Annotated in this window: 14 protein-coding genes; 7 read left to right on the forward strand and 7 right to left on the reverse strand. The window is 63.2% G+C overall.

Annotated elements, in window-relative coordinates:
• Positions 1-86: 86 nt before the first annotated feature.
• From DYL59_RS20675 to DYL59_RS20690, 4 genes are all read right to left on the reverse strand, one after another.
• Entirely contained in the window at positions 87-920 is an 834-nt protein-coding gene (locus tag DYL59_RS20675; protein ID WP_135290827.1) for a TIGR03915 family putative DNA repair protein, read from the reverse strand.
• Positions 917-2,137, reverse strand: coding sequence for a putative DNA modification/repair radical SAM protein (locus tag DYL59_RS20680; protein ID WP_135290828.1), 1,221 nt, complete (start codon positions 2,135-2,137; stop codon positions 917-919). The genes DYL59_RS20675 and DYL59_RS20680 overlap by 4 nt, the downstream gene beginning before the upstream one ends.
• A 66-nt stretch (positions 2,138-2,203) precedes the next feature.
• Entirely contained in the window at positions 2,204-3,541 is a 1,338-nt protein-coding gene (locus tag DYL59_RS20685) for a lysine N(6)-hydroxylase/L-ornithine N(5)-oxygenase family protein (RefSeq protein ID WP_135290829.1), read from the reverse strand.
• 126 nt (positions 3,542-3,667) lie between these two features.
• Positions 3,668-4,150, reverse strand: coding sequence for a sigma-70 family RNA polymerase sigma factor (locus tag DYL59_RS20690; protein ID WP_135290830.1), 483 nt, complete (start codon positions 4,148-4,150; stop codon positions 3,668-3,670).
• Between the two features lie 261 nt (positions 4,151-4,411).
• On the opposite strand from DYL59_RS20690, the gene DYL59_RS20695 reads away from it, so the two are divergent.
• From DYL59_RS20695 to DYL59_RS20725, 7 genes are all read left to right on the forward strand, one after another.
• The gene (locus DYL59_RS20695; RefSeq protein WP_135290831.1) at positions 4,412-5,584 is read left to right on the forward strand and encodes an efflux RND transporter periplasmic adaptor subunit; all 1,173 of its coding nucleotides are present in this window, start codon (positions 4,412-4,414) and stop codon (positions 5,582-5,584) included.
• 1 nt (position 5,585) lies between these two features.
• Positions 5,586-7,556 (forward strand): MacB family efflux pump subunit, encoded by a 1,971-nt coding sequence (locus DYL59_RS20700; protein WP_135290832.1) that lies wholly within the window; start codon positions 5,586-5,588, stop codon positions 7,554-7,556.
• Positions 7,549-8,961: an efflux transporter outer membrane subunit gene (locus DYL59_RS20705; RefSeq protein ID WP_135290833.1), complete on the forward strand. Its 1,413-nt coding sequence runs from the start codon at positions 7,549-7,551 to the stop codon at positions 8,959-8,961. Before DYL59_RS20700 ends, DYL59_RS20705 begins: the two co-directional genes overlap by 8 nt.
• A 139-nt stretch (positions 8,962-9,100) precedes the next feature.
• Positions 9,101-10,723: an alpha/beta fold hydrolase gene (locus tag DYL59_RS20710; RefSeq protein ID WP_135290834.1), complete on the forward strand. Its 1,623-nt coding sequence runs from the start codon at positions 9,101-9,103 to the stop codon at positions 10,721-10,723.
• A gap of 84 nt (positions 10,724-10,807) precedes the next feature.
• On the forward strand, positions 10,808-11,671 hold the full coding sequence (locus DYL59_RS20715) for a LysR family transcriptional regulator (RefSeq protein ID WP_135290835.1): 864 nt from the start codon (positions 10,808-10,810) through the stop codon (positions 11,669-11,671).
• A gap of 134 nt (positions 11,672-11,805) precedes the next feature.
• A complete protein-coding gene (locus DYL59_RS20720; RefSeq protein ID WP_135290836.1) occupies positions 11,806-12,483 on the forward strand; it encodes a sterol desaturase family protein in 678 nt (225 codons plus the stop codon).
• The gene (locus tag DYL59_RS20725) at positions 12,480-13,580 is read left to right on the forward strand and encodes an SMP-30/gluconolactonase/LRE family protein (protein WP_135290837.1); all 1,101 of its coding nucleotides are present in this window, start codon (positions 12,480-12,482) and stop codon (positions 13,578-13,580) included. The genes DYL59_RS20720 and DYL59_RS20725 overlap by 4 nt, the downstream gene beginning before the upstream one ends.
• A gap of 80 nt (positions 13,581-13,660) precedes the next feature.
• Here DYL59_RS20725 and DYL59_RS20730 read toward each other — a convergent pair whose 3' ends face one another.
• From DYL59_RS20730 to DYL59_RS20740, 3 genes are all read right to left on the reverse strand, one after another.
• Entirely contained in the window at positions 13,661-15,112 is a 1,452-nt protein-coding gene (locus DYL59_RS20730; RefSeq protein ID WP_135290838.1) for a hypothetical protein, read from the reverse strand.
• A 115-nt stretch (positions 15,113-15,227) separates the two neighbouring features.
• Complete coding sequence (locus DYL59_RS20735; protein WP_135290839.1) at positions 15,228-16,292, reverse strand: lipocalin-like domain-containing protein; 1,065 nt, start codon at positions 16,290-16,292, stop codon at positions 15,228-15,230.
• The gene (locus DYL59_RS20740) at positions 16,282-18,744 is read right to left on the reverse strand and encodes an ABC transporter permease (protein WP_135290840.1); all 2,463 of its coding nucleotides are present in this window, start codon (positions 18,742-18,744) and stop codon (positions 16,282-16,284) included. The genes DYL59_RS20735 and DYL59_RS20740 overlap by 11 nt, the downstream gene beginning before the upstream one ends.

Consider the following 18,744-nt stretch of genomic DNA (forward strand, 5'->3'; position numbering starts at 1 on the left):
AGGCGGTGGGTCAGTCGAAATATCTTTGGCTGACACACCGCCTTCGCGAGCAAGCCCGCTCCCACACAAGCCCGCTCCCACATTTTTTAACCGTGCCCACTTGAGATTCGCTTACCGGGTTTGGTGCCAATCAACGTGGCCTGCCCATCCTTCTGCTTGCCCATCCGCGCCTCGCTGATCAACCCCGGTATCAACTTGCCCTCCGGCAGGTTCTTCCAGAACCGGCTGGGCAGGTGCCCTTCCATCACCTTGGGGTTCAACCGCGCCGGGTTGAAGATATGGCTGTAGTAGGTCAACCACATCTCGCTGTGGGGGTCTTCGACGTTCTGCGCCAGTTGCTGCCACGCCTCGGGGCATGCACGTTGATGAATCAATTGCTCGCCGTCGTAATACACCCCATCCATGGGCGTAGCGATCATCCAGCGATGGCGCCCCATGCGCCCGACAAAATGCTGGCTGGCGGACTTCAAGATGTCGTGCGCCGGTTCATGCCAGGCCACGTACTCAGGCAGTTCAGGGCCTGCCGCAGCCGGCAATGCAATAAAGCGCACAAATGCATGGAGGTGATGGGCTTCCCGGCTCACCTGCTTGATGCGCCGCTGCAACTCGCTGCCCAACTTGTCTCCCGCCAGCATCGCCGTTCGATCGCCATGGCTGACACGCCACAGCACTTCATACAGCAGGCTCCAACGCTGGTCGCCGTGATAACAGGCCGCCGATTCCAGCAACTCCAGCAACGCCTTGGGCACCCGCGTCTGAAACGGCCCAAGCCCCTCGGGGATGGGCTCATCGGTGGCAAACAGGTCGGCGGCTTGTGCCTCGCCCCAACTGACCTGGCTGGGGTCGACCTGATGGCTGAGCAGCCAGCGCGCTTGGTCGCGCCAGGTGCTGAACAGGTTGTCGCATTCCAGGCTGATCATCCCCACAACCCCATCTGTTGCGGCTGCGGGCGATCGCGCAGTTGCTCGCGCAGCAGCACGCTGGTGCTGTCGGCCTGCTGCGGGTGGTAGTCGCTGGTGATGAAAAACGGCTTGGCCTTGGCCAGCACGCAACGCATGCGCGCCAGGTCTTCGTAGCGGATCTTGCGCTCACGGCGCAGGTCCACCAGGCGCTGGGTGGTGCGCAGGCCGATACCGGGGATGCGCGCAATCAAGGTGGGCTCGGCCCGGTTGAGGTCCAGGGGGAAGACCTCACGGTTGTCCAGCGCCCAGGCCAACTTGGGGTCGATATCCAGGGCCAGGTGGCCGGGGCCTTCAAACAATTCGTTGGCACTGAACCCGTAGCTGCGTAGCAGGAAGTCGGCCTGGTACAACCGGTGCTCGCGCATCAACGGTGGCGCGGCCAGGGGCACGCTTTTGGGGCTGTTGGGAATGGGGCTGAACGCCGAGTAATACACCCGGCGCAGTTTGTAATTGCCGTACAACGCCTCGGCACCGTGGAGAATGGTGCTGTCGTCGGTGTCGTCGGCGCCGACGATCAGCTGGGTGCTTTGCCCGGCCGGGGCGAAACGCGGCGCGCGCGGCTCATTGAGCACCGTCTGCTCGCCGGTGTAGATGGTCTGCATGGCTTGCTTGATCGAGCCGACGGTTTTTTCCGGCGCCAGCGTTTTCAGGCTGGCCTCGGTGGGCAATTCAAGATTCACACTTAAACGGTCGGCATAACGCCCTGCCTCGGCGATCAATGCCGGGTCGGCATCGGGTATGGTCTTGAGGTGTATATAGCCACGAAAGTCATGCTCCTCGCGCAGCAGTTTCGCCACCCGCACCAACTGCTCCATGGTGTAGTCGGACGAACGGATGATGCCGGAGCTTAGAAACAACCCGCTGACGCAATTGCGCCGGTAGAAATCCAGGGTCAGGGTGACCACCTCCTCCGGGCTGAAACGCGCGCGGGGCACGTCGCTGGAGCGGCGGTTGACGCAGTACTGGCAGTCGTAGAGACAGAAGTTGGTGAGCAACACCTTGAGCAACGATACGCAGCGCCCATCAGGGGTGTAGCTGTGGCAGATACCCATGCCATCGGTGGAGCCCAGCCCCGCCTTGCCCTCGGAGCTGCGCTTGGGCGCGCCGCTGCTGGCGCAGGAGGCGTCGTACTTGGCGGCGTCGGCGAGGATGCTGAGTTTTTCGATCAACTGCATGAAGGGCTACCGATACTGGTTTTTTGTACAGTATCAGGCAGCCCTTCGGGTCACAAGCGCAGTTGGTCAGCTGGCAGTGGCCAGCAACAGGTCCTGCACCGTACGACCTTTGCCACGGTGACGGTCGTTTTCATACAGAGACGCGGCAATTTCATCGGCACGGATCGGCAAGATCGACAGCAAGGTATCGCTCAAACCATGGCTGGCCTGGCTGAAACCCTGAATGTAGATACCGGCCTTGCAACGCTCGTCGGTGACGATGCGGTAGTCACGCGCCACCTCGAAGTCGCCCATGTAGGCTTCCAGGGGCGCCAGCAATTGGCGGTGCATCTGGCGCTCATACCCGGTGGCCAGCACCACCGCATCGTAATGATTGACGCTGGTCTCGCCGGTGGCATTGTTGCGCAGCGTCAGTTCGACGCCCAGCGGCCCGGCTACGGCCTTCTCTACCACGGTCATGGTGCGGAACGCGTGACGGGCGATGCCGGAAACTTTCTGACGGTAGAAAATCCCGTAGATGCGTTCGATCAAGTCCAAATCCACCACCGAATAGTTGGTGTTCTGGTACTCGGCCACCAGGCGCTCACGCTCGGCGCCCACCTGTTGGAACACCAGGTCGGTAAAGGCCGGCGAGAACACTTCGTTGACGAACGGGCTGTCATCGGCGGGCTTGAGCGCCGAACCGCGCAGGATCATGTCCACCTGCACCGACGGGTAACTGTCATTCAGGTCGATAAAGGCTTCGGCCGCGCTCTGGCCGCCGCCAATGATCGCGATACGCATCGCCTTGCCTTCCACGCACGGCTGTTGCGCCATGCGCGCCAGGTATTGGGAGTGGTGGAACACGCGGCTATCGTCCTTGAGTGCCTTGAACGCGACGGGCACCCGTGGCGTACCGCCGGCGCTGACCACCACCGAACGCGTGGTGCGCACATGCTGCTCGCCCTGGGCATCGCGGGAAATCACACGCAACGCCTCGACCTGCTGTTGATGCAGGATCGGCTCGATGGCCAGCACTTCCTCGCCGTAGCGACCCTGGTCCTGGAACTGCGCGGCCACCCAGCGCAGGTAGTCGTTGTACTCCATGCGGCACGGGTAAAAGGTGCCCAGGTTGATGAAGTCCACCAGGCGGTCATGGGCCTTCAGGTAGTTGACGAAGGAGTACGGGCTGGTGGGGTTGCGCAGGGTCACCAGGTCCTTGAGGAAGGAAATCTGCAATTCACTCTGGGTTACCAGGGTGTTGCCGTGCCAGCGGTAGTCGGCTTGTTTGTCGAGAAACAGCGCGTCCAGCTTGCCCTGGGTTTTCTCTCGTTCCTGCAGGGCAATGGCCAGCGCCAGGTTCGATGGGCCGAAACCGATACCGATAAGGTCGTGAACCGCGGGCGAAGCAATTGCCTGTGTCATTCCAGTGTCCTCTGGATAAGCCCCGTGGCGTTGGGGCGGGAAAACCTTCGAGACCTGAAGGCAGAACAACAGGTCATGTGTTGATAGGAAACGAGGACAGTGAAATAAAATTTAACTGATCGGTGATCAGTGCGCGTCCCACTCGCGCATCCGCACCCGGCAATGCTTCATCGCGTTGACGATGTGTTTCTCCACGAGGGCGCGGGAAATGTGCAGGCGTTCGGCAATTTGCAGGTGCGTAAGGCCTTCGAGCTTGCGCAGCAGGAAGCTGTCGCGGCAGGCCGCCGGCAGTTCGGCAAGTGCCCGTTCGAGCATCTCCATGCGCTGCACCTGGTCATGGCTGGCGTGGGGCGAACTGGGGGAAAAGCGTTCTTCGCTGTCGAGCACTTCCAGCGGCTCGCACTGGCGCAAGGCGTTGCGCCGATGGCCGTCGATCACCAGGTTCAGTGCAGTGCGGTACAGGAACGCGCGGGGTTGGTCGATCGGTACGTCGCTGGAACGCTCCAGGATCCGTACATAAGCGTCATGCACCACATCTTCGGCCACCTGACGGTTGCCCAGCTTGGCGTTAAGGAAACACACCAGCTCGCGATAGTAGTTTTCCAACATGACTCCCGACCGCCGTAGAGGGGCGGTATCCATTCCTTGAGCACATAAAATATGAGCGCCCACTCCATGATGGCAGTTTGGGCTCGTGCAATTTATAGTAATTCTCATCTACTTTTAAAGAAGTCTTGCGCCAACGGTCGATTTTTTTCTGTCGCCCACCTGTTACACGGTATGTAACAGCCTAAATCTTCGGGCAATTCTCTCGTTTAACTGTCAGCTGCGCGCAACTGCGCTCCGAACTTTCCTGGCTGGAACCTAAGCATGAAACGCCCTCGACCTGCCCGACGCGCCCTGCTTGTTGTGGCGTGCCTGATACCCGTCATTGCCGTCGCCGCCTGGCAAGTGCTGCCACCGGGCCGCGACGCCCTGACCACCGTCACCGTGACCCGCGGCGCGATCGAAAACAGCGTCACCGCCCTGGGCACCCTGCAACCGCGTCGTTATGTAGATGTAGGCGCCCAGGCGTCCGGGCAGATCCAGAAAATCCACGTCGAGGCAGGCGACCAGGTCAAGGCAGGCCAATTGCTGGTGGAAATCGACCCCTCCACCCAGAAGGCCAAGCTCGACGCCAGCCGCTACGCCATCGAAAACCTCAAGGCCCAGTTGCAAGAGCAAACCGCCCTGCATGAACTGGCGCGCCAGAAGTACCAGCGCCAACAGCGCCTGGAGACCGGCAATGCCACCCGTGAAGAAGACGTACAAACCGCCAAGGCCGAACTGAGCGCCACCCAGGCCCGCGTCGACATGTTCCGGGCGCAGATCCTGCAAGCCCAGGCCAGCCTGCGCAGTGACGAGGCGGAACTGGGCTACACGCGCATCTATGCACCAATGGACGGTACCGTGGTGGCCGTGGACGCGCGCGTGGGCCAGACCCTCAACGCCCAGCAGCAGACGCCGCTGATCCTGCGCATCGCCAAGCTGTCGCCGATGACCGTGTGGGCAGAGGTCTCGGAAGCCGACATCGGGCACGTCAAACCCGGCATGACTGCCTACTTCACCACGTTGAGCGGCGGCAACCGGCGCTGGACCAGTACAGTGCGCCAGATCCTGCCGATCCCGCCCAAGCCCCTGAATGAAACCAGCCAGGGCAGCGGCAGCCCCACCAGTTCGAGCAAGAGCGGCACCGGCCGCGTGGTGCTGTACACCGTGCTGCTGGATGTGGACAACAGCGACAACGCGCTGATGGCCGAAATGACCACCCAGGTGTTTTTTGTCGCCAGTTCGGTCAAGGACGCCCTCACTGCCCCCGTCGCCGCCCTGCTCGGCACCGGCAGTGCCGACAAGCAGATCGCCCGTGTGGTAGCCAAAAACGGCCGTATCGAGGAGCGTGAAGTACGCCTGGGCATCAGCGACCGCCTGCGGGTGCAGGTGCTCGACGGCCTCAGCGAAGGCGATCACCTGTTGATCGGCCCGGCCGACGGCAACGGGGGTTGAGGTGACCACGCCCCTGATCGAACTCAAGAACATCCGCAAATCCTACGGCGGTGGCGACAGCCCCCAGGTGGATGTGCTGCGCGGCATCGACCTGGCAATCCATGCCGGGGAATTCGTGGCCATTGTCGGCGCCTCCGGCTCCGGCAAGTCCACCTTGATGAACATTCTCGGCTGCCTTGATCGCCCAAGCGTCGGCGACTACCTGTTCGCCGGGGAAAACGTCGCCCACCTGGACACTGACGAGCTGGCCTGGCTGCGTCGCGAGGCGTTCGGTTTTGTGTTCCAGGGTTATCACTTGATTGCGTCGGGCTCGGCCCAGGAAAACGTCGAGATGCCGGCGATCTATGCCGGCATCAGCGCGGCCGAGCGCCATGCCCGTGCCCATGCACTGCTCACACGCCTGGGCCTGGCCGAGCGCACTGGCAACCGCCCGCACCAGTTGTCTGGCGGCCAGCAGCAACGGGTGTCGATCGCCCGCGCCCTGATGAACGGCGGGCACATCATCCTCGCCGATGAACCCACCGGCGCCCTCGACAGCCACAGCGGCAAGGAGGTGATGACGCTGCTGGACGAACTGGCCAGCCAGGGCCATGTGGTGATCCTGATCACCCACGACCGCGAAGTGGCCGCACGGGCCAACCGTATCATCGAAATTCGCGATGGCCTGATCATCAGCGACTCGGCCCACGACACCCATGTGACGCCGGCCACCGTAACCGGTGCGCTACAAGCCGTGGACCTGCGCCAGCGCCTGGTGGACGGCGCCGAGCACAATGGCGCCTGGAAAGCCGAACTGGTGGATGCCGTGCAAGCCGCCTGGCGGGTGATGTGGATCAACCGGTTTCGCACGGCGCTGACCTTGCTGGGGATCATCATCGGCGTGGCATCGGTGGTGGTGATGCTGGCCGTGGGTGAAGGCAGCAAGCGCCAGGTCATGGCGCAGATGGGCGCGTTCGGCTCCAACATCTTGTACTTGAGCGGTTCGTCGCCCAACCCGCGAACACCGCTGGGGATAATCACCCTCAATGATGTGGCGGCGCTGGCGGCGTTGCCCCAGGTCAAGCGCATCATGCCGGTCAACGGCAGCGAGGCCGGCGTGCGTTACGGCAATGTGGACTACATGGCCTACGTGGGCGGCAACGACACCAACTTCCCGGAGATCTTCAATTGGCCGGTGGTCGAGGGCAACTACTTCACCGCCGCTGACGAACGTGCAGGGGCTACGGTGGCGGTGATTGGCCATCGAGTGCGCGAAAAGCTGTTCAAGGGCGAAGTCGACCCCATTGGCCAATACATCCTGATCGAGAACGTGCCCTTCCAGGTGATCGGCGTACTGGCGGAAAAAGGCGCCAGCTCCGGCGACAAGGACAGTGACGACCGCATCGCCATCCCCTACACCGCCGCCAGCGTGCGCCTGTTTGGCAGCTACAACCCCGAGTACGTGGCCATCGCCGCCACCGATGCGCGCAAGGTGCATGACGCCGAAGTGGCCATCGACCAGCTTATGCTGCGGTTGCACAACGGCAAGCGCGATTACGAACTGACCAACAACGCGGCGATGATCCAGGCCGAAGCCCGTACGCAAAACACCCTGTCGCTGATGCTCGGCTCGATTGCGGCAATCTCGCTGTTGGTGGGCGGCATTGGCGTGATGAACATCATGCTCATGACCGTGCGCGAACGCACCCGTGAGATCGGCATTCGCATGGCCACCGGCGCACGCCAGCGCGACATCCTGCGCCAGTTCCTCACCGAAGCGGTGATGCTCTCGGTGGTCGGCGGCCTATGCGGTATTGCCCTGGCCCTGGTAGTGGGCGGCGTGCTGGTGCTGGCCAAGGTGGCGGTGCAGTTTTCCCTGGTGGCGGTGCTGGGCGCATTTGGTTGTGCGCTGGTGACCGGCGTCGTATTCGGCTTTATGCCGGCCCGTAAAGCTGCCCGGCTCGATCCGGTTAAGGCGTTGACCAGTGAATAAACGATCCATCCCCTCGCACCTGTCCGTCCTCAGCCTGTGTGTGCTGCTAAACGCCTGCACCGGCAACCCGCCTGCGGTCGACAGCGGTATCGCCCCACCAGCGGCCTGGCAATTCACCGAACGCCAGGCGGCCCAGGCCACCAACCGGCAATGGTGGACACAATTTGGCAGCCCGCAACTCAACCGCCTGGTGGAGCAGGCTCGCCACGACAGCTTCGACGTGGCCGCGGCCACGGCCCGCGTGCGCCAGGCCCAGGCCAGTGCCGTGATCGCCGGTGCACCGTTGTTGCCCGAGGTCAAATTCAACCTTGGCGCCAGCCGTGAACGCCTGCTGCGCGGCAGCGGCAACTCGGACCTGGATGCCACCGAAAGCAACAACACCGTCACCAACTATGACGCCAACTTCACCGCCAGCTACGAAGTGGACTTCTGGGGTGGCCGTGCCGCCGCACGGGACAGCGCCGTGCAGGCCTTGCGAGCCAGCCGGTTCGACCAGGCCACCGTGGAACTGACCCTGGCCAGCAATGTGGCCGACCGTTACGCGCAAACCCTCGCCGCCCGGCAACGCCAGCAGATCGCCGAGCTGAACCTGGCCAACGCACGTAATGTACTCGGGCTGGTGCAAACCCGTTACGACGCTGGGTCCGCGACCGCCCTGGAACTGGCCCAGCAAAAAAGCCTGGTGGCCAGCCAGGAGCGGCAACTGCCGTTGATCCAGCAAGTGGCGGAAGAATCCCGGATCACCCTGGCCGCCCTGCTCGGCCAGCCGGTACAGGCCCTGGACCTGGGCCGCGAAACCTTCCAGGCATTGACCTGGCCCGTCATTGGCCCTGGCGTGCCCAGCCAACTGCTGAGCCAGCGCCCCGATATCGCCCAGGCCGAGGCACAACTGGCGGCGGCCAGTGCCGATGTGACTGTCGCCCGCGCCGCCATGCTGCCCACCCTGACCCTGGGCGCCACCGTCGGCTCCGGCGCCTACAAGGCGAGCGAACTCCTGCGCAGCCCGTTCTACACCCTGACGTCGGGGCTGGTGGCGCCGATTTTCAACAATGGCCGGTTAAGCGCCGAGCGCGACAAGGCCCGGGCGCGTCAGGACGAACTGTTGCAAACCTATCGCGGCACGATCATCAACGGCTTTGCCGATGTGGAAAAAGCCCTCAGTCTTATTACCCGCCTCGATCAGCAGCGCGGCTGGCAAAGTGAAGAACTGCAACAGGCGCAGACCGCGTTCCAGATCGCCGAAAGTCGTTACCAGGCGGGGGCCGAAGACCTGCTTACGGTGCTGGAAACCCAACGCACCCTATACGCGGCCCAGGACTTGAACGTGCAACTGCGCTTGTCGCGCCTGCAAGCGAGTATCACGTTGTACAAAGCGCTGGGAGGCGGCTGGAACACCGAAATCTGATAAACGAAAGTCACGTTTCGTACACACCCCGATTTGTCCTCCTACATTTTTCACCCCGTGGTCCTTGGTAAAAAAGTCGCTCCGAATAAGAAGCCACAACAGTGGCTTCTTTTTCCCACACGACTGACCAGGATTGCAGATGAAACCCCGCCCAACTGCACATGCCAGGGCCTTCCAATGGCTGGTGCTGCTGGCCACCCTGGTACCCGCCACCGGCCACACTGAAACACCCCCTTCCCCTTTTGGCATCGAATGGTTCCTCGACTGCACACAACCGGCGCTGGCACGGCTGGACCCGGAAGTGGTCGAACGCACCCAATGCGGTATCGTCACGGCCCCCCTCGACCACGCCGCGCCAGAGCGCGGCAGCATCAGCTTCGACATCACCCGCGTAGGGGCCAGGCAGCCCCTGTCACGCCAGGGCGCCCTGTTCGCCAACCCCGGCGGCCCCGGGCTTGATGCCGGCGGAACCTTCGCAGTACACCTGGCATCGGTATGGAAGCACTACGCGCAGCAACCCGACTTGGGGGAAACCTACCAGGTACTGGCCGACACTTACGACGTAGTCGAAGTCACCCCACGCGGGTTGGGCAGTGTGCCGGGGTCGCGCCTGGAATGCCGCTCCGACGCGATGATCGTGCCCCAAGGAGACGCCAGTGAAGACCGCAGCGAAGGCAACCTGGCCGCCGTGCGCGACAATGCCCGCCTGATTGCCCAAGCCTGCGCCAGCCACCCGCTGGCGCCCTACATCACCACCGAGCAGACCGCCCGCGACCTGGAGTTCGTGCGCAAGCAACTGGGCGAGTTGCAATTCAATTACCTGGGCAACGCCTACGGCACCTGGCTCGGTGCATGGTACGGCGGCCTGTTCCCGGCGCATGTAGGACGCATGGTGCTGGACTCGAATATCAACTGGACGTCCACCTTCGAACACGCCAGTTTTATCGTGGCCGGCGAGAAGGAGAAAATCTTTGATCGCTTCGTTGCCCAACCCGCCGCCCTGGACCCAGGGGTGTATCAACTGGGTGACAGCCCCGTCGCCGTGCGCCGGGTGTTCATGGAGTTACTGCCCAGCGTGCGTACGGCACTGCGTTCCAGCAACCGCTACTACAGCGACCCTGCCAGCCTGATGGGCGCGCACCTGCTCAGTCGCTGGCTGCGGGAAACCCCCGACAGCGACGACCTCACACTGGAGGCCCGCGCCAGGGCCCATCAATTCAGCCCGGACCCGTTGATTGAAGAGCGCGCCAAGTTGATGTTCAGCCTGTTGCTGCAACGCGTTCGCGAGCCCTTGCAAGCCAGCGTCCCCAAACCCGGACCGCTGCGAATGTCGGCTGCCGATTCGGTCAGAACCGCCATCCTGTGCAACGACTCGGCCTACTCCAGCGAAGCAATGTGGCAACAGAAGGAAGCCGAGCTCCTCGCCACGCACCCGGTGGCCGGCAGTGCCCAGGAAGCCCGCCAGTGCACCACCTGGCCACGCAAAAATGCCAGCCCGCTGCCGCACAAGGCCCTGGCCGAACTCGACAGCTTGCTGATGGTGCAAGCCGAGTTCGACGACCAGGCCCCCTCTACCGGCGCCGCCTGGGCCTTTGAACGCACCTTTCCTGCCAGTCGCGTTCAACTCAAGGACACCTACGCCCACGGGGTTTCGTTCAGTGGGGTGAGCGCCTGTGTCAGTCAGTGGGTAGGGGATTACCTGGTACACGGCACCAAGCCGCCGCGCTCGACGGTGTGCAACGATGCGCAGCCGGTGCAGTGATGCGCCACTGCGCCGAAACCGACTCGGTGCTATCCTCGCGGCCTCATCGTTTCAAACTGCCTCCCGCCGACGTGAAGTAACACCATGGACATCGAACTGGCCCGCACCTTCCTCGAAATCACCCGCTGCGGCAGCCTGGCAGCGGCGGCCGAGAAACTGCACGTCACCCAGACCGCCATCACCGCCCGGGTCAAAAGCCTGGAAAGCCAACTGGGCAGCACTCTGTTCGTGCGCAACCGCGCCGGCGCCCGCCTCACCGCCGATGGCGAGGCGTTCGTGGTGTATGCCAACCAGCTGCTGCAAACCTGGGAAGCGGCCAAGCGCGACCTGCCGCTGCCCGATGGCTATCGCAATGTGCTGCATATCGGTGGCGAGGTCAGCCTGTGCAACCCCTTGATGCTCGGCTGGGCCCAAGCCCTGCGCGAACATATCCCCGGCCACGCATTGCGCACCGAAGTGCGCGAAGGCGACTACCTGCTGCGCCAGCTGGAACTGGGGGTGCTGGATGCCGCGCTGGTGTTCCAGCCACAGTACTGGCCAGGCTTGCAGGTGGAGCAGGTGTTGGAAGAAAAGCTCATCCTGGTGCAACTGGTCAGCAAGCCTGACCCCTACGTGTACATCGACTGGGGCCCGGGCTTTCGCCAGCAACATGACACCGCCCTGCCCGACAAGGCCCGCGCTGCGTTGAGTTTCAACCTCGGCCCGCTGGCGCTGCAGTACATCCTGGAGAACGGCGGCGCGGGCTACTTCCGCACCCGCGTGGTCCAGAGCTACCTGGCCAGCGGCGTGATGCAGCGCGTACCCAAGGCCCCGGAGTTCAATTTCCCCACTTACCTGGTGTACTCGCGGGCGCGGGATTCGGCCGTATTGCAGCAGGCGCTGGAGTTGCTGCGCGGTGTGGTCAAGGCCGAGAGCGACTGGTCGCAGCGCTGGGACCCACTCATCTAAGCGGCGACCCGACAAGCCCGCTCACTACAACACTACGTGCCTGCTGCTTGCGTCACCCCGCCTGCAAAAAGCTCGCAGATTCCCCATCACCAACTAAGCTCAGGCTCCAACAAAAAAACACCGAGCGCCCCAGCATGCAGCACCCCACCGAGGCTTTTCGCGAGCGCTATCGCGCCAGCGTCCACCCCCGCTACAACCCCTGGCTCCACGCCAGTTTCGTACTGGCGTACGGGATTGCGTGCATCACCCTGGCCTGGTCCTCCACCGCACGGATCACCCCATTGCAATGGCTGACCGTACCCCTGACCCTGGTGTTCTTCAACCTCTGCATCTACCTCGTGCACCGCCACCTCGGCCATCACAAGCACGCCCTCGCCCGCTTGTTCTACGCACGGCATACCGGCGACCACCACAGTTTCTTCACCCCCGGCCACATGACCTACGACAGCCCCAGGGACTGGCGCGTGATCCTGTTCCCCGCCTGGCTGATCGTGCTGCACAGCCTGGCGATCACCCTGCCGGCCTCGTGGCTGCTCAAGCAACTGAGCCCCAACGTCGCTGGCCTGTTCGCCGGTTGCATGATCCTCGGCTACCTGCTGTACGAAGTGTTCCACGCCTGCGAACACCTGCCCGTCGAGCACCCCGTGGCGCGCCTGCCATGGCTGCGGCAGATGCACCGGTTGCACGCCCTGCATCACCGTCGCGAGCTGATGCAGGGGCGCAATTTCAATATTGTGCTGCCCCTGATGGATTACCTGTTCGGCACCCTGCACTGGGAACCGAGCCCCAACGACAACCAGGAATCGTCATGAGTACCCGTCCCAAAAAACTGCGTCATCTGTTGTTCGTGCTGTTGCTGGCCGTGGTGGTCTTTTTGCTGTTGATGCCCACCAAGGTGCAACCGGTGAACTGGTCGCCACCCAAGGCACCGTCGCTCAAAGAGGGCCCCTTTGCCGAAAACCTGCGGCTCAAGGCCGTGCAAAAAATCGGCGCCCAGGATATCGCCGGGCCTGAAGCACTGGTGCTGGACGCCCAGGGCTTTTTGATCAGCGGCCTGCACGACGGGCGCATCATCCGTACCTCCCCCAGCAGTAGCACCCTGCAAGTACTGGCCAATACCGGCGGGCGCCCACTGGGCCTGGCGTTGCACCCGGATGGGCGCCTGATCATTGCCGATGGCATCAAGGGCTTGCTGGCGCTGGACCAACACCGCCAACTCACCACGTTAAGCACCGCCGCCAACGGCGTGCCGTTCGGCTTTACCGACGACGTGACCGTCGATGCCAGCGGACGCTATGCGTACTTCAGCGATGCGTCGAGCCGCTGGGGTTACGGCCAGGATGGCGAAGCGGTGATTGAACATGGCGGTGATGGCCGATTACTGCGCTATGACTTCAGCAACGGCACCACCGAGGTGTTGCTGGACCAACTGCAATTCGCCAACGGCGTGGCCCTGGGCCCGGACGAAAACTACGTGCTGGTGAATGAAACCGGCGCCTATCGCATCAGCCGTTACTGGCTCAAGGGCGATCGCAGCGGCAGTCACGACCTGTTCATCGACAACCTGCCCGGCCTGCCGGACAACCTCAGCTTCAACGGCCGCGACCGTTTCTGGGTAGCGCTGTACTCCCCCCGCAACCCGCTGCTGGATGGCTTTGCCGGTTACCCGCTGTTGCGCAAGGTGATGGTGCGGGCGTTGATGGTGATACCCAAGCCCGTGGAGCGCAAAGCCTTTGTGCTGGGGCTGGATACCGATGCCAACGTCATCGCGAACTTGCAGGATGGCAGCGCGGGCAATTACTCCCCCATCACCACTGCCAGGGAGCATGGCGACTGGTTGTACCTGGGCTCGTTGAAGAGCATGAGCATGGCGCGGTTGCCACTGAGCCTGGCACTGGCGCCCGAATAACGTCTAACCCCCCAGCGCACGCACCCAGCAAAAAGGGCGATCCGAATGGACCGCCCTTTTTGCCTACTCAGGTGTTGCCGTTAACGCACGATGCGCTGGCTGCAGATATGACCCAGGCTGACGTACTGCGAGATATTGCCGCCAACGCCAACCCCTGGGAACTCTTTGAGTTCGATGCGCCAGCCGCCCATGTTGAACCAGGTATCCCAGTTATAGGTCTGGCCAGACGCGCTGTCTGGATAAACCACATGGAAGTCGCCAGAGCAGGTACCCAGGTCGACATTGCCGGAGGCTGCGCCGGTGATGCCGGTCTTGGCCTCGTAATCGACCCAGTGATAGTTGATGGTGTTGTCAAAGCGCTTGTCCACCTTGAGCACCGGGGTGACTCCGCGCAACGGCTCACCGGTGCTGTCAGACCATTGGGTGCTCCAACTCAGGCTGCGCGACGCCTGGGTCGCCAACTGCATGATGGAACTGGGCACACGCACCACGTTGTCACCGTTCACATTGCTCTGGTTCAAACGTGGCGCCGAGCCTAGCGTCAGCTTGTATTGCGCCTGGGGGTTGAGCGCCACTGCAGGGTTGGCCCGCACCCGCACCTTGACGGTGTAACCCGGTGTCAGGGTCGGGTAGGTCGAGGTGTTGTTCTGCAGGATCTCGACCCATTTGCTGCCGTCATAGCGTTCGAAGATCCACTGGTTGCGCGTACCCGCGCCGTCATCCCCCAGGAACATGCCCACGCCTTGGCCACGCACCGAGGTGAAATCGAAATAATCGACGTCGTTGACACTGTCCAGGTTACCGGTGACTTGGTTCAACCCATCCGGCAGCGCAAAGGCGGTTTGCGCGGTGTCGTTGGGTTCGTAGGCATCGATGTTGCTGTCTACGGCTACGCCAAAGTCGAACTGCGAGTTACTGGCCGTATTGGCCACCATAAACCAGTAATAGTCCCCGGCAGGCAGCACACCGTTGAGGTATTCATCGGCATTGCCGGCCGCATCGGAGGTGCCCAACAGGGTGAGGTTGCCCTGGCCGTCATCGCGCAACAGCGTCAAGGACATATCGGTGCCCGCACTCTGGTTCAGCAGCTGGACCTGGATCCGCGCGTCTTTGGGCAGGTTGAAGTGGTAGGCGATTTGCGCGCCGGTCTCCACCTCGGTGAGGGTATACAGCGTGTTGATATCCAGGGTGGGGAACAAAGGCGTGAACGCAGCGACGGCCGCGCTTTTGAGTTGAGCCTGGCTGGGTTTTTCCAGCGGGTCGACGGGGCTGTCGACCGCCGCGCTGTTGGTTGCCGACTTGTTCGCCACACCCTGAGACTTGCCGGCCTTGGCCGCCTTGATCTTCTGCTTGAGGGCATCCGACAACGTGGACGCTTGCACCGCACCACCGGGTTTGAGCGCCTTGTCCACGGCCTGCCTGACCACATCGCTGCTGAGTACCGGTGGGGTTTGCCCGGCCAGTGCAAAGGCCGAGACAAAGCAGGAGGCCGCCATGGCCGCGCCCAACATAAAGGCTTTTTTCGATTTCATTTTTTATCCATCCATAGTTAAAAACTGAAGGTCAGGTGACATCCGGTCACCTGGGATGGAATCTAGCCAACAACTGTATGCATGTCCAGTGTTTTTTGTGGGAAATTTTCCCAGCCTAATACCCGGTCATCTCCAGGTACCCCACTCCCCCGTCAAACCGCACCGGCCCTTCCCAGTACGGAATGCTTAGGTTCATCCAGGCATTGGGGTTGACCGCCTCGGTGGTGATATCCAGCTGTTTGCTCGGGATTTTGAGTGACCAGCGCGTGGGAACGCGGCGGCCATCGAGGGGGGTGGTGTGCAGCGGTGTCAGTTGGATATCGGCGTTGTGCAGGGTTTGCGTGTGACCCTGTGGGTCGATCCAGGTGCCGGTCAGGTAGCCCGTACCATCGGTTTGGCGCACGCGAAACAGCATCAACTGTTCACCACGGTCCAGGTGCAGGGAAAACCAGTCCCAGCCGGTCTGGCTGGCGGCCAGGGGTTGGCTGCTCCACTCGCGGTCGAGCCAGGCGGGGCCGCTGACCTGGTAGGTGGTGCCATCGATGCTTACGCGACCGGTGGCGGTAAAAAACGGCTGGCTGTAGTAGTAGGACGCCTGGCCCTGATCGGATTTGCGGCTGTAGCCCTTGTCACCTTGCAGCACCAATGGGCGGCTGGAAGTCAGCTGCAAGTCATAGGCGAACTGCGCGCCACTGGCCTTGAGTTGCATCGCTGCCAGGGGGCTTGCAGCGCCGGGCTGGGTGGCAAAATTCCAGTCGTCGATCCAGGCATTGAACGGCGCTGCCTGGGCGCCCGCCTGACCGACACCGCCACGGGCAAAACGCTCGGCGGCGTAGTGCTGGGTGGCCGAGGTAACGGCGGCGTGGCCAAGCCACACGGTGGAATCCTGCCAGCCCGTTTGCAGCGGCCCGGCCTTGAGGGCGTTGCGAAACAGCGTCCATTGCACGCCGAATTCGTTGCCCGCAGCGTCTTTGAGGTTGGCGGTGACGTACCACCACTCGATGCGAAAGCCATCGTGGGGTCCATGGTCCTCGGGAAAACCAAAGACCTTGCCGGGCACCACCTGGGCAAAGTCCGCCGCGTCACTGCCCAGGCCCGCGAAGCTCTCCTCGGGCGCGGGGGCTTTGTCGCACGCGCTCAATAGCAGCAACACCGTGAACCCCAGCGTCTTAATCTTCATGGGCAAACGTCCTTAACAAATCTGCCGGGCGGCTGCGGTACAACTGCCATAGCGGCCAGGCCGAGGCCAGCAGCGTGGCCAACATTGCCAACCCCAACAATTGGGCAAGTTGCCACGGGAATACCTGCAGCGGCAGGCGCCAGCCAAAGGCCTGCACGTTGATTACCGCGTCCAGGCACCAGGCCAGCAGCACCCCCAGCGGCACGGCCAGAACCAGCGTGAGCACGGCCAGCAGCCAGGTTTGCCCCAGGTTCAGCAGCATCAATTGCCCACGCGTGACGCCCAGCGCCCACAGCGGTGCGAGCTGGCCAAGGCGGCTCTGGCTTTGAGTCAGCAGGCTGATGAACAGCGCCACGCCGGCCACGCCCAACGTCAGGCTGTTGAGGGCGGCGGTGGCGGCGAAGGTGCGCTCGAAGACCTGGCTCGACCAGCCCTTGAGTTGCTGTTGATCGACGATGCGGCTGTCTTCCAGCGCAAAGGCGCGTTGCACGTCCTGTACCAGGGGCGCCACGTTTGCAGGGGCCACCCGCAGGTTGAAGCGCGCCGGTGACAACGCCGGCCAATGCGCCAGCAGGTGCTGGGCGTTGACCAGCAGATGGCCCTTGGGGTTGCCGTAATCGGCGTAGATCCCCACCACCTTGGGCGCCCACTCGCCGTGTGCCGAAGGCAGGCTCAGGGTATCCCCCAACTTCACGCCGAGCTTGCGGGCCAATTGTTCACTGAGCATCAGGGTGTCGCCTTGCTGCAACTGGTCCCACGGCGCACTTGTCGCCTGCAGCAATGGCCAGTGCTGGCGATAGGTCGGGTCGTCGACCACGCCAAACAGCTCCGCCGGCCAACCCTGCAATTGCACCGCGACCTGCCAGGTGGGCAACACGGCTTCCACCAACGGCTGCTGTGCCAGCCAGGCGCCGAGTTGCTCGGCCTGCGCCGGGGTTTGGGGGTTGAGGTACAGCTCGGCCGTCAGGCGTTGTTCCAGCCAGTGAGTGAAAGTGTGGCGAAAGCCCGAGGTCATCGAGCCCGCACCGATATTGGCGGCCAGGGCCAACAACAGTGCCATCAGCGCCAGGCTCAAGGCCGGCAGCTGTTGGCGGCAGTCGGCAAGAAACCACTGGCCCAGCACCGAACGGCTGCGCCCCAGCACCGCCATGAGCAAACCGTTGAGCAACACCGGCAAGCCCAGGGCCGCGCCAAGCAGCAAAGCCGCCATCAGCACAAACCCGGCAGCCAGGCTATCCCCCCACCAGAGCGCGAATACGCCGATCAACAGCGCCGTAGCGGCCACCCAACCCTGGCGCCGCAACCAGCGGCCATGGGCCTCATGCCAGGCCTGGGCATTGGCCAACGCCAGCAACGGCAGGCGTGCCGCGCGCCACAGGCTGCTGGCGCCGGCCAGCAACGCGCCGAGCAGGCTCAGGCCCAAGCCCGCGCCCCACCACCACGGGCTCAAGTTCAACTGCCCCGCCACCTCGGCGCCATACAGGCCGCGCAGGCTGGCGGCCACGTCCGGCAACAACAGGCTGGCCAGCAGGTACCCGCTGGCCACGCCGAGCACACCACCGAGCAACGACAACACCCCCAGTTCCACCCCCAGGCTGAGGATCAACAGGCGCACGCTGACCCCACACGCACGCAAGGTGCGCAGCAGCCCACGCCGTTGCTCCAGGGCCAGGCCAATGGCGGCGTGCACGATAAACAGCCCCACCACAAAGGACAAAAAGCCCAGGGCGTCCAGGTTCAGGTGAAAGCTTTCGGTGAGGCGAGACAGGTTGTTGTCTTCACCCTGCTGCAGTTGCAGCCCGGCGGGAGGGGTGGGATGGGCGGCGGCGAACGCATTGTCCAGTAACAGGCGCGACAGCCGTTGGGGCATATCCAGTAGCGGCTGGGCAAAGCCGATATCCGTCAGCAGCAGGCCGGGTGCCATGTCCGCCTGGGCCTGCAGCGGCGGCAACGCATGGCCATTCAAGGTGATCGGTTGCTGGCCTTCCTGCAGGCCCAGTGCCTGCAGGGTTTGCGGCGCGATCCAGGTACGCCCCGGCGGTGCAAAAAACGCCACCATCTGCGCCTGGCTCAGGCGCTGCCCCGCCACCGCGCCACTGCCAGGCAACGACACCGGGTCGATGCCCATCAATTGCAGGCGCGTGTCTTCATGCCCCTTGAGTTGCACCCGCCCTTGTACCACCGGCGACACGGGCCAACCGGCCCGGCGCAATTGGGCGAACAACGCCTGGGGGAAACTGGCACCGTCCGGCGCAACGAGGCTGGCCTGGGGCTCGCCGCCGATCAACTGGCTGGCTCGGGCATAGCTCTCGCGTGCCTGGCTGTTCAACGCCTGCACGCCGGTCAACAGCGCGGTGGCCAGCCACAACCCGGTCAGCACGCTGAAAAACTGCACGGGATGCCGCCGCCAATGGCTCAACAGTGCGCGCAGGGTCCACTGGAACACCGCCAT

Source organism: Pseudomonas kairouanensis (assembly GCF_004682055.1).
Classification (GTDB): domain Bacteria; phylum Pseudomonadota; class Gammaproteobacteria; order Pseudomonadales; family Pseudomonadaceae; genus Aquipseudomonas; species Aquipseudomonas kairouanensis.